This is a genomic window from Streptomyces sp. CA2R106 (genome assembly GCF_037034245.1).
In the GTDB taxonomy this organism is placed as follows: Bacteria; Actinomycetota; Actinomycetes; order Streptomycetales; family Streptomycetaceae; genus Actinacidiphila.
Window position 1 is genome coordinate 114,180 of sequence record NZ_JBAGKC010000022.1, and the last position, 12,118, is coordinate 126,297.

Annotated in this window: 9 protein-coding genes; 5 read left to right on the forward strand and 4 right to left on the reverse strand. The window is 72.1% G+C overall.

Annotation, left to right across the window (positions count from 1 at the left end; genetic code table 11):
• Together WA788_RS26050 and WA788_RS26055 are read left to right on the forward strand one after the other, a co-directional pair.
• On the forward strand, positions 1 to 1,077 hold the full coding sequence (locus WA788_RS26050; protein WP_335981179.1) for an AAA family ATPase: 1,077 nt from the start codon (positions 1 to 3) through the stop codon (positions 1,075 to 1,077).
• Positions 1,078 to 1,084: 7 nt separating this feature from the next.
• The gene (locus WA788_RS26055; RefSeq protein WP_335981180.1) at positions 1,085 to 4,492 is read left to right on the forward strand and encodes an SAV_2336 N-terminal domain-related protein; all 3,408 of its coding nucleotides are present in this window, start codon (positions 1,085 to 1,087) and stop codon (positions 4,490 to 4,492) included.
• Between the two features lie 92 nt (positions 4,493 to 4,584).
• Here WA788_RS26055 and WA788_RS26060 read toward each other — a convergent pair whose 3' ends face one another.
• Positions 4,585 to 5,535: a zinc-binding dehydrogenase gene (locus tag WA788_RS26060; RefSeq protein ID WP_335981181.1), complete on the reverse strand. Its 951-nt coding sequence runs from the start codon at positions 5,533 to 5,535 to the stop codon at positions 4,585 to 4,587.
• A gap of 195 nt (positions 5,536 to 5,730) precedes the next feature.
• On the opposite strand from WA788_RS26060, the gene WA788_RS26065 reads away from it, so the two are divergent.
• From WA788_RS26065 to WA788_RS26075, 3 genes are all read left to right on the forward strand, one after another.
• Positions 5,731 to 6,285, forward strand: a complete 555-nt coding sequence (locus WA788_RS26065; protein WP_335981182.1) for a TetR/AcrR family transcriptional regulator — start codon at positions 5,731 to 5,733, stop codon at positions 6,283 to 6,285.
• A gap of 613 nt (positions 6,286 to 6,898) precedes the next feature.
• Entirely contained in the window at positions 6,899 to 7,591 is a 693-nt protein-coding gene (locus tag WA788_RS26070) for a helix-turn-helix transcriptional regulator (RefSeq protein WP_335981183.1), read from the forward strand.
• Positions 7,592 to 8,286: 695 nt separating this feature from the next.
• Positions 8,287 to 8,943 carry a PAS domain S-box protein gene (locus tag WA788_RS26075; RefSeq protein ID WP_335981184.1) on the forward strand — a complete coding sequence of 219 codons (657 nt, stop codon included), beginning with the start codon at positions 8,287 to 8,289 and terminating at the stop codon, positions 8,941 to 8,943.
• Between the two features lie 101 nt (positions 8,944 to 9,044).
• On the opposite strand, the gene WA788_RS26080 is transcribed toward WA788_RS26075, so the two are convergent.
• From WA788_RS26080 to WA788_RS26090, 3 genes are all read right to left on the reverse strand, one after another.
• Positions 9,045 to 10,538 (reverse strand): MFS transporter, encoded by a 1,494-nt coding sequence (locus WA788_RS26080; protein ID WP_335981185.1) that lies wholly within the window; start codon positions 10,536 to 10,538, stop codon positions 9,045 to 9,047.
• A 291-nt stretch (positions 10,539 to 10,829) separates the two neighbouring features.
• Positions 10,830 to 11,384, reverse strand: a complete 555-nt coding sequence (locus WA788_RS26085) for a methyltransferase family protein (protein WP_335981186.1) — start codon at positions 11,382 to 11,384, stop codon at positions 10,830 to 10,832.
• Between the two features lie 64 nt (positions 11,385 to 11,448).
• Positions 11,449 to 12,118 (reverse strand): phosphopantetheine-binding protein (locus tag WA788_RS26090; protein WP_335981188.1); only part of this gene is annotated, 670 nt, incomplete at its 5' end.

Below are 12,118 nucleotides of genomic sequence, written 5' to 3' on the forward strand. Positions count from 1 at the left end.
ATGACGACCGACGACCGCAGCGACCTGGAGACCGGCGGTGCCCGCGAACCCGGCGGTGCCCGGGAACCGGGCGGTGCCCGCGAACCCGGCGGTGCCCGCGAGCCCGGCAGCGCCCGCGAACCCGGCGGTGCCCGCGAACCCGCCTACGCCTGGCACCTGTTCAAGGGCGACGGCCGGGCCCGCGAACCCGACCTGCCGCCGGCCCCGCCCTGGCGCCGCCCCACCGGCGGCGACCGGGAAGCGCCCGCCCGCCCCTACCTGATCGGCGCCCGCGAGACGCACATCGTCAACGCGGCACTCCACCTGCGCCGCCCGCTGCTGGTCACCGGCCACCCCGGCACCGGCAAGTCCTCGCTGGCGCACGCCGTCGCCCACGAACTGGGACTCGGCCGGGTGCTGCACTGGCCGGTCAACAGCCGCTCCACGCTCCACGACGCGCTCTACCGGTACGACGCGATCGGCCGGCTGCGGGAGACCACCCTGCACCGCGACCGGGGCGAGCCGGAGCCCGGCATCGGCACGTACGTGCGGCTCGGGCCGCTCGGCACCGCGCTCGCCCAGCGCGGCCGCCCGCGCGTCCTGCTCGTCGACGAACTCGACAAGGGCGACGTCGACCTCCCGAACGACCTGCTCGCCGCCTTCGAGGACGGCCGGTTCGAGATCCCCGAACTCGCCCGGCTGCCCGAGGAGCAGCCCGTGGTGGAGGTGCTGACCGAGGACCCGGGGGAGCGGGTGGCCGTGGAGCGCGGTGTGGTGCACTGCCGGGAGTTCCCGGTGGTGGTCATCACCAGCAACGGCGAACGGGACTTCCCGCCCGCCTTCCTGCGCCGCTGCGTCCGGCTGGACCTGCCCGAGCCGGACCGCGACCGGCTCCGGGACATCGTCGCCGCGCACCTCGGCCCGGAGGGGCTGGCCCGCGCCGAGGACCTGCTCGACGTCTTCGAGAACCGCCGCGCGCCGGGCGAACTCGCCACCGACCAGCTGCTGAACGCGGTCTTCCTGCGGGTCGGCGGCGTGGACACCGACGCCGAAGGACTCCTGGACGCGGTGCTGCACAGCCTGGGCCGGACGGTGTGACCGCCCGGTGGACCAGCTGCTGAACCTCCTCGACGCCTGCGGAATCCCCCTGGACCCGCAGGAGTTCCTGGACGTCCTCTGGCTGGCCGAGCGGATGCCGCGCGGCGCGGCCGCACCGCTGGCCGAGGCCGCGGGCCCGCTGCCGGAAGCGGCGGGCGAGGAGGAGCCGGCGGCAGCGGGCGCCGCACCGGACGACGCCCTGGCGCCGCCGCCGGAACCGGGGACGGTACCGGCGCACGCCGCCGGGCGCGGGTGGGACGAGCCGGCGGCCGCCGCCGCGGCACCCGCCCTGCCGGTCAAGCTGCCCGAACACGGCGCGCTCGGCGGCGCCGCCCTGCCGCTGGGCCGGGCCCTGCGCGCGCTGCGGGTCGACCGCCCGGCCGCGCACCGCACCGAGCTGGACGAACCGGCGACGGCCGCCGCCTACGCGGAGACCGGGTTGCCCGACGTGGTGCTGCGACCCGCGCGGGAACGCGGACTGGACCTCGTCCTGGTCCTGGACGACGGCCTGTCGATGCTCCTGTGGCGGCGGCTCGGCACCGAACTGCGCACGCTGATGGAGCGGTTGGGGGCCTTCCGTACCGTACGCGTGCACGGCCTGGGCAGCCGCGGGCCCGACGCCCCGTACCTCTCCGCCCGCCCCTTCGCCGCCGCCGCCAAGCTCCCGCCCGCGGTCGCCGCCGACCCCTCGGGCCGCAGCCTCGTCCTCGTCGTCAGCGACGGGGTCGGCGAGGCGTGGCGTGACGGCCGGATGCACGGCGCGCTCGACCGCTGGGCGGCCACCGGCCCCACGGCCGTGATGCAGGTGCTCCCGCCCCGGTTGTGGCAGGGCTCCGGCATCCACGCCGAACGGTGGCGGGTGACGTCCCGTCAGGCCGCGGCGGCCAACAGCACCTGGCAGGTCGACGACCCGCTCCTGCCGCCCGGCGCAGTCGACTTCGACGGCATGCCCGTACCGGTGCTCCAGCCCACCCCGGAGTCGGTCGCCACCTGGGCGCGGCTGGTCGGCTCCGCGGGCAGCAGCGCCGTCCTCCCGCTGATGGCACCGCAGTACGTCCGGCCCCGCCGCAACCCGGCGCCCACCCGCGGCCCCGACCCGGCCGAGGCCGTCCTCCGCTTCCGCGACGCGGCGTCCGCCGAGGCGTACCGGCTGGCCGCGCACCTCGCCGCCGTAGACACCGTGTCCGTGCCGGTCATGCGGCTGATCCAGCGGGCGGTGCCGTGGCCCTGTGAGACCGCCCACCTGGCCGAGGTCTTCCTCGGCGGCCTCATGCACCCGGTCGCGGACGGGCGGCCCGCGCACGAGCAGAGCTTCCGCTTCTCCGCCGCCGCCCGGCAGATCCTCGTCGACACCGTGCCGGCGGCCGAACTGGCCGGCACCCGCCGCGCGGTGGCCGCGCTGCTGGCCGAACTGCCGTCGGCGGCGGGCCGGTTCGCCGCGTGGCTGCCGCACCCGGAAGGCGCCGGCCAACTGTCCTCCGCTGCCCGCCCGTTCGCGGACCTCGGCCCGGGTGTGCTGCGGGCGGCGGGGGTGGGCGGGCTGGAGGGTGCGACGGCCGTGGACGGGGGAGTGGATACGGGGGTGGCGGCGCGCCGGGCAACGGGAGGGGCCGGCATCGGCGTCGGTACGGTCCTGGGCGGCCGCTACCGCCTGGACGCGTTGCTCGGCCAAGGCGCCATCGGGCACGTGTACGCGGCCACCGACCGGATTCTGGGCGGCGCCGTTGCCGTGAAGGTGCTGGCGGGGTACGACGCGTGGGCGGGCGGCCGCGGTGCCGAACACAAGCGCCGGTTCCGCGAGGAGGCGCTGAAGGCCGTGTCCTTGCGGCACCCCAACATCGCGCGCCTGCGCGACCTGGGCGAGCACGAGGGCAGGCCGTTCCTCGTCTCGGAAATGCTCCGCGGCACCGACTTCCGGCAAGTCCTGCGGGACCGCAGGGTCTCGCTCGCGGACGTGCTCGCGTACGGCGCCCAGATCGGCGACGGGCTGCGGCACGCCCACGCGCGCGGCCTGGTCCACCGGAACCTCGCGCCCGGCAACCTGATGCTGCTGCCGGACGGCACCGTCAAGATCTGCGACTTCGGCTCGGCGCCCAGGTACGTGGTCGGCGCGGCGACCGTCGGGCCGCTGGTGTTCACCTCGCCCGAGCAGGCGCTGGGCCGCCCGGCCACCGAGCGGTCCGACCTGTACGCCCTGGGCTGCGTGCTCTACGCGCTGCTCGCCGGGGAGCGTCCGTCCGACGCGGACGTCGCGCTGCTGCTCACCGGCCGTCCGGTGCACCGGCCGCTGGAGCCGATCGAACAGCGCCACCCGGAAGTCCCGACCGAACTAGCGGCGCTGGTAGGGGAGTTGATGGCCATCGCCCCGCAGGATCGCCCCGCGGGCGCCGCCGAGGTGGTGGCCCGGCTGGACAGCATGCGGGCCGCGCTGAGCGGGCCACCGCGCACGATCTCCGCGCCGCTCGGCTACAACGCGGCCGTCGAGACGGGCCCGGAGCGGCTGCTGCGCAACCAGGCGGCGACGCAGCGGCCGCAGCAGGAGCGGACGAGGCCGCCGACGGCGCGGTTCGCGATGGCCGGGAGGAACGAAGAGGCCGAGCGGCGGCGGAAGTCGGCGCTGATCCGCACCCCGGTGCTGTCCTGCCACCGGATCGCGGTGCTCAGCCTCAAGGGCGGCGTCGGCATGACGACCACCACGGCCGTTCTCGGCGCGACGCTCGCCGGCGAGCGGCAGGACAAGGTCCTGGCGATCGACGCGAACCCGGACGGCGGCACCCTCGGACGCCGGGTGCGGCGGGAGACGGGTGCGACCGTCCGCGATCTGGTGGACGCGCTGCCGCGGGTGCGCGGGTACCGGGACATCCGCCGGTTCACCTCGCTGGCGCCCTCGGGCCTGGAGGTCCTCGCCAATGACGTGGACCCCGAGGCCAGGACCGCGTTGACCGACGAGGACTACCGGCGGGTCGTCGACGTGCTGGGCCGCCACTACCCGCTGATCCTCACCGACGCCGGCGCCGGTCTGCTCTACAGCGCGATGCGCGGCGTGCTGGACCTGGCCGACCAGCTGATCGTCGTCACGACGCCGTCCGTGGACGGCGCCTCCAGCGCGAGCACCACCCTCGACTGGCTGTCCGCGCACGGCTACGCGGAGCTGGTCTCCCGCAGCCTGACCGTCATCTCCGGGGTGCGCGAGACCGGCCGGACGGTCAAGGTGGACGACCTCGTGGCGCACTTCCGGACCCGCTGCCGCGGTGTCCAAGTGGTGCCGCTCGACCGGCACTTGGCGGACGACGGCGAGATCGACCCGGACATGCTGCGGCCGGGGACCCGCGAGGCGTACTACGACCTCGCCGCGATGGTCGCCGAGGGCTTCGTACCGCCGGAACCCGACGGCGGCGCGCTCCCGCCGCCGTAGCGGCACACACCTGGGTCCGGGCCGCGGCGGGAGAGCGCTGCGACCCGGACCCGGGTGTTCGGACGGTCAGGCAGTCAGGGGCGGCCGGATCGTCAGGGGGTGACGACGATCTTCTTGCCCGGGGAGGACGCCTGGGCCTCCCACGCCTTGGTCGCGTCGTCCAACGCGTAGGTGGCGGTGGGCAGGACGAAGGAGCCGGCCGCGGCGAGGGCAGCGACGCGGTTGTACGCGGCGAAGGCGTCCGCCGGCTTCGCGGTGGTGCCGCTGAAACCGATCAGGGACAGCTGCGCGCCGCGGAGCATCTCGACCCGGAACGCGCTCTCGTCGCCCGCCGCCGCACCGATGTTGAGGTAGCGGCCGCCCGGCACCAGGCAGCCCAGCGCGGGCACCGCCCAGGGGCCCCACAGCGGGTCGACGACCAGGTCGACCGGGCCGCCGAGCTCGGCCAGCTGCTCGGCCAGCGGCTGGTCGCCGAGGACCACGGTGCCGTCCGCGTCGGCGACCTGCGCGAGGCGCTCGGGGTTGCGGCCGGCCGCGATGACGCGCTTGGCACCGGCCAGCTTGGCCAGTTGGACGGCGGCGGTGCCGAGCGGGCCGGTCGCGCCGAGCACGAGGACGCTCTCGCCCTCCTGGAGCCCGGCCTTGCGCAGCGACAGGTCGGCGCCCGCGCCGACGGCGCCGATCGCCGCGGCGACCACGCTGTCCAGCCCGTCCGGGACGGGGATGCAGGCCCCGCGGTCGGTGAGGAGCAGCTCGGCCAGCCCGCCGTTGACCCCCGGCACCAGACCGGCCGGCACCGTGGCGTGCACGCGAAGACCCTGGTCGGGCCCGGTGGTTATGGTGCCGACGACCTCGAAGCCGGGCACGTACGGGACCTTCGGCGGACCGGCGCGGTGGTGGCCGTCCGCCACGTGCAGGTCGATCGAGTTCAGTGCGGTCGCCTCGACCTTGACGACCACCTGCTTCTCGGTGGCCGGGGTCGGGTCGGCGAGGTCGGTCGCATGCGGTGCGGCGCCGACTTCTTCGATCACTGCCGCTTTCATCGCTGCTGCTCCTTCTCGGCGGTGGCACCGCCGGGGACGTCACTGGGTCGGCTGCCGTTGCCGTATGCGTGCGGTTGAGTGGGTCTCGGAACCGTGGGCATGGGCCGGAGCGTAGCACGTGACCGACTGGTCGGTCACCGCTCCGGAAAGTCGCCTCAGGCCGCTGACCGGCGGGCGGGCATATACTCCGAAGTTATGGCAGCAGGAGTGCAGATGCCCGGAGCGTTGCAGACACGTGAGGCGTTGCTCGACGCCGGCGTGGCGCTGGCGGAGCAGCACGGCCTGGGCGGTCTGAGCGTGAACATGGTGGTCGCGCGGGCGGGGGTGGCCAAAGGCACCTTCTATGTCCACTTCAAGGACCGGGCGACGTTCGTCGACGCCATGCACAAGCGCTTCCACGCCCGGGTGCAGGAGGCCGTGGACGAGGCGATCGCCGGCCTGGCGCCCGGTGCCGAGCGGATCTTCCGCAGCACCGAGGCGTATCTCGATGTGTCGCTGGCGAACCGCGGCGTCAAGGCGCTGGCCCTGGAGGCCCGTTCCGACCCGACGGTGCAGGGCTCCATGGCGGCCCGCCGGGAGCGGCTGGCGGCGGCGGGAGTGGTCGACCTGGAGGTGATGGGCTGGGAGGACGCCGAGGCGGCCGCGCAGCTGATCGCCGCGATGACCCGGGAGATCTCGGTGCTGGAGTTCGACGCCGGGCGTCCGCTGCCCGCCTCGCGCCGGGTGCTCCGGCGGTTCCTCGGCATCTGAGCGCCGCGCGGGGCCTGAGCGCCGCATCGGTCCTGTGCCCCGCGCCGGGGCCGTACGGCCGGTCCGTGGGGTAGCGACGGGCATTGCGGCTTCCCCCTTCGCTGCGCCATGCTCTCCCTCGCCCGCACGCACCGCGCTCTTTGCCGAACACTCCCGCAAACGGGGAAACGGAAAGCGAACTTCCGGAATGGCTACGGTAGAACGTTGGAAAGTAAATAGTCAACCAAAAGAAGTCATGGGTGCTCGGCGATTTTCCCGTTGAACCTGCCGAAAATGGACAAAATCCGAAGAACCCGGGGTGGCCGTGGATGTATGCGCGGCGTGGCGAATGCTACGGACGGTAGTTTTCCCGCGGCTTGTTTGCGGGGCCCGCTGCGCGGCAAGCATGTCACCTGACCTGCGCTGGTGCCGGAGGGCGCCGGCTCATTTCTTAACGCCCCGGTTACATCGGCGGACGCCCGGCGTCCGCCGGTGGGACAAGCCGGAAAAACCCTAGACTTGCGCAGGTGGCCGTAAACCGGTTGCCGGTGAGGCTGGTTTTTGGGATTTCGGTATGGGAGTCTGGACCAATAAACGGCCGGAGTCTTGGCTGAGCATGCGGGGAGGCTAAATCGTGTCGGCGGGACAAGATGCGATCACTGAGACGAAAACCTGCTCACCTGAGCGGGCTGACGACGTGTACAGACTCTGGTCGCTGTTCGACAACTCGTCCGCGCGCATTGCGCATGTGGATCTTGATCTCCGCCTGATCGGGAGCAATGTCGGTTTCGCCGATGTTTTCGGACTTTCGGTCCAGGATCTCCCCGGTGTCCCCCTCGTCGACCTGGTGCATGTGCGGGCCAGGGACGCGCTGACCCGGCGGCTGCTGTCGCTGGCGCGCGGCGAGCGGAGCCGGTTCAGCGACCGGGTCGCCGCCCTGACCAGCGCCGGGCGGACCAGCACCGAGCTGACTGGGATCGCGGTGACGGACGACGCGGGGCACATCGACTCGCTCGTCGTCCTGCTGGAGTTGGAGCCCGGCCCCGAGGGCGAGGGCGTGCCCTCCGCGCCCGCGCCGGCCGCCGAGCGAAAGCCGCTGACCAGGATGGAAGCGCTCGTCCTGGAAGGCGTGGCGGCCGGGATGTCCACGGTTCAGCTCGCTTCAAAGCTTTTCCTGAGCCGAGGTGGAGTCGAATATCACGTCAGTGCGCTGATGAAAAACCTCGAAGCGGCCAATCGATCCGAGCTGGTCTCCCGAGCCTATTCGGCCGGACTGTTCCGGATGGGGAGTTGGCCGCCGCTGGTGGTCGAGGGATTTGTCGAGTAGCGCCTGACCGGGTCGGACTGGAAAGCTGTCAACGCGCGCTCCACGAAGGAGTGGCGGCCGGTCGGCCGCCTGCCTGTGGCACGTGGGGCGCCGCGGCCGGAGAGCGGCAGGTAAGTGCAGCGGGCACGGTGAAAGCGCCGGGGGAGGGCGAGTGCAGCGCGACTGGCGGTCGGCCGCAATGGGCCCTGCCCACCTCGCCGGGGTGTCCGCGGCTCCACCGGGGCATTGCCGCAGGACGATCATCCAGAAGGAATGCGTCTGATCCATGGCGATGTACGGGACCGGCGACTCGGCCGGCTGGGATGATCGCGTACGCCGACCGGTCGCCGATACCGGTATGGCGGATCGTATGAAACGCATAGAACGCTCGGCTGCCGTGCCCACGGAAAGAGCCGGGGCACGAGCGCGCCGCGAGCCGGGTCGCCGCGGCGGACGGCCCCCGCCGCCCCGCCCGGGCTGACTCCCGGCATGACTTGCGCCTCCGGGAGAACCAAGACCGATGTGTCGGTAGTCCTTCATAGGGAGACATGTCGGGCAAGCGCGATGTCATGGCCGGGGACGACGGGAACCCCCGGCCGGAGATGGCCTCGCTCCACCGCCGCACCGCGGGGTCGCGGTGGGTCATGAGACAGCGTCACGTCACGACGGTCTTCGCACCACCTTCGTTCACTGAGCGAGCAGGGGAGAAGGAAACAATGACAGAGGCACTGGTCTTTAACCTCAGCAGCAGGGGGAGTCAGCAGGAGATCCTCCGGTCGCTCTTCGAGCGGTCCGGCATGTGCATGGCCAAGTTAGACAGCGCGTTCCGGCTGGTCGAGGTGAACGCCGAGTTCTCCGGCCAGTTCGGCTGCCGGCCCGCGGAGTTGGGCGGGCGCCGCTTCGCCGACCTGCTGCACTCCGACGCCCGGGCCCAGGTCGGCCGGCAGTTCTCCCGGCTGGTCGCCGACCGCGGGAGCCGTTTCACCGAGCCCACCGTGGCGTTCCGGCAGAAGGACTCCACCGTGTTCAGCGGCGAGTTGACCGGCTTCACCGTGCGTGGCGAGAGCGAAGGCGACACCGACGGCCTGATGGCCCTGGTCTGCCCGGACAACGGCAGCCGCCCGGACCCGGCACCCGCACCGCACCGTCTGGTGCTGACCGATATCGAAGCGCGCATTCTCGAAGGTGTGGCGCTCGGTATGTCGACGGTGAACCTGGCCTCCATGCTCTATCTGAGCCGTGGCGGCATCGGCTATCACGTCGACACCCTGATGCGTAAGCTCAAGGTCAAGAACCGTCCTGCGGTCGTTTCCAAGGCGTACTCCATAGGTCTGATCCGCCCAGGGTGGCCACCACGCGTCTATCCGTACTGAGTACCTCCTGTCAGGCGTGCGCGTCCGTTTCCGCAGAAGTCACCGGCCCGGTTCCCGGCGGGCGGCACCGGATTTCCGCCCGGTGCCGCCCGCCGTTCTTCTCACGTCAACTGCTGGGCCGGAACCGGGTCCTTCAGGCCGCTCGTTTCCTTGTTGGGGCGCAGCGTCGTGTAGGTGAAGACGATGCCGATCACGACCAGGGCCGTCGCCACCCACAGACCGGCGTGGTAGCCGTGCAGGAACGCCTGCGACGGGTTCGCCCCGGAGTGCAGCTTGGCGGTCTGCTGGGAGCGCAGCACCGCGCCGATGATGGTGATGCCGAGCAGGCCGGCCACCTCGCGGGCGTCGTTGAGCAGCGCCGAGGCGACCCCGGCCTGGGCCTCCGGGGTGTTCTGCATGACGGCGTTGGTCATCGGCACGTTCATGATGCCCATGCCGCCGCCGAGCACGATCAGGCAGGGCAGCAGCGAGGCGAACGTCGAGTGCTCGTCGTGCATGTTGAGCATGATGAGGCCGACCGTCATCATCACCATGCCGAGCGAGACCGTGCGGTGCCCGCCGATCCAGCCCTCCATCAGCGTGGAGAACCCGGCGAACGCGGCGAGCGCGAACGCCATCGGCACGAAGAGCAGGCCCGACTTCAGCGGGGAGAAGCCGAGGACGTCCTGCAGGTACATCGAGGTGAAGAAGTAGATGGCGAGGGCGCCGAAGGCCCAGATCATCTGGGTGGTGATGCCGCCGGTGAACTGGCGGATACGGAACAGCCGCAGGTTGACCATGGGGGCGACCGAGCGGGTCTCGAAGACCAAGAAGGCCACCGCGAAGATCCCGGCGACGACGAACGCCGCCACGATCTCCGGCGCGCCCCAGCCGGCGTCGTTGCCCTCGATCAGCGCGTAGGTGACCGCGAACAGCGCGACCGCGGAGGTGACCAGGCCGCCGACGTCCAGGACGTGGCCGGCGGCGGCCGACCGGGACTCGCGGACCGTGCGGACGCTCAGCGCGAGGGTCACCACGCCGACCGGCACGTTGATCAGGAAGATCCAGCCCCAGCGGATGTTCTCGGTGATCAGGCCGCCGGTCACCGGCCCGAGGGCCAGGCCGAAGGCCGCGCTCACCGTCCACAGGCCGATCGCGCTGGTGCGCTCCTTCACGTCGGTGAAGGTGTTGGTGATGATCGCCAGCGTGGCGGGCGTGAGCAGGGCCGCGCCGATGCCCTGGACGGCCCGGCTGCTGATCAGCATCCCGCCGTTGCCGGCGAGGCCCGCCGACAGCGAGGAGAGGGTGAAGATGATCAGGCCGATCATGTACAGCCGGCGGCGGCCGTAGGCGTCGGCGAGGCGGCCGCCGGCCAGCAGCAGGCCGGCCAGGGTGAGCAGGTAGCTGCTGACGATCCACTCCAGCCCGGCCTCCGAAAGGTGCAGGCTGCGCTGGATGGTGGGGATCGCCACGTTGATGATGTTCAGGTCCAGATAGGTCATGAACGTGGCCAGGCTGACCGCGAGGAGGGACCACCACCGCAGCGGGTCCGGGGCTTCTCGGCGCGCGTCCTGGTCTTGTGCCTGGTCGCTGGCCGACTCCATGCTGGATGTCACAGGGCCTGTTCCCTTCCGCGTCGGGTCGCTCCTGCGCGGCCCGTGCGTCGATTGCGGGTACGTCGGGGGGTGTTCCTGGTCGCCTGGCCCACCGAGTCTACCATGTGACCGACCGGTCGGTCACGCTGGGTGGGCGGAGAACACCAGGGGGATTCCAGAGGGGGGTCCACAGGCGGTTCCAGAGGGCGGCCGGAGAGGTCTCCGGAGGGGTACGGGCGGGGGGAGAGCGAAGAACCCCACGGGCGTGTCGATGCCCGTGGGGTTCTTCTCGCGCACACTGCTGAGGGTCGGTCAGATGGGCAGGAAGCGGCCGGTGCGGGAGATGTACTCGCGGTACTCGCCGCCGAACTCCGAGGCGGACAGCCGCTTCTCCTCCCGCATCGCGGTCGTGGTCAGCCGGACGATCGCGTAGAGCAGCGGCAGCAGCGTCCCCAGGTGCGGGAACATCGCGAAGGCACCGAGGAACCCGAGCAGGAACGACGAGTAGAAGGGGTGCCGGATCTTCGAGTACGCGCCGTACGTCACGATCGACACCGGCGCGTCGTCCTCCTGGTGCCACAGGGCCAGCGGCACCCGGTGCGTGCCGAGGGTGAAGAACATCAGCGCGATCGAGCCGCCGGCGAGCACGGCGCCGATCGCGGTGAGCGTCGTCACCGCCTTGCCCATGCTGATCCACGAGTGCCAGTGCGCCAGCCGCGCGGCGATCAGGAACGGGGGGACGACGAAGAAGGGCGCTCCGGTCAGCCACCAGCCGAGGTTGAAGCTGCCGCCTTTGAAGAACACCCGGGGCAGCACGCCGATCACCACGAAGTCGGCGAGCACCAGCACCATGACAGGGACGTTCACTTGCTATCAGCCTCCGAAGTCGGACGGGCACCGGCCACGGTGGCCGGCAGAAGGGGACGGGGTCTCACGCGGCCGATTCCTGGAGCAGCGTGACGAGTTCGCCGAGGCTGTCGATCTCGCGGAGGCGGGCCTGGGTGAACACGGCGTCGAACTCCTCCTGCAGGTCGACGATCATCTCGACCAACATGAAGCTGTCGGCGGCCAGGTCCTTCATCAGGGTGTCCGGCGTGAGGTCGCTCGCGGGTACGCGCAGTACCCCGGCGACCCGTTCGGCCACGGTCTCGAAGCTGATCGTGTTGGCGGGCATGGGCTCCCTCGCAAGACGGGCGGCGACTGTGAGCCAGCCGCCGAGGTGTCGGGCTGAAACGTGCTGGTACGCCGGGTCGTTCGCCCGGTAGTCGCGGAGCAACCGCGTCGCGTTGGCCGGGTCGGCCTTGAACAGCGCCTCCTTGACCGTCCACAGCCGCAGGAGGTCGTCGTGGGGCTCGTCGTCGCGCAGGTAGAACCGGGCCGCCGCCGGGCGCACCGGCCGGTCGTGCTCGAGGTCGACGCCGACACCGTCGGCGGCGCCGCCGAGGAGCACCGCCGCCACGCCCGCGCGTTCGGTGTGGGTCACCGAGGCGCGCGGGTGCGGGAAGCGGTAGCCGGCCGGGTCGCCGGGCAGACCGGCCGCCGCCGCGGCGATCCGCAGGGCGTCCCGGCCGGCCCGGGGCCGGTTGACCGTGGCGACGAGT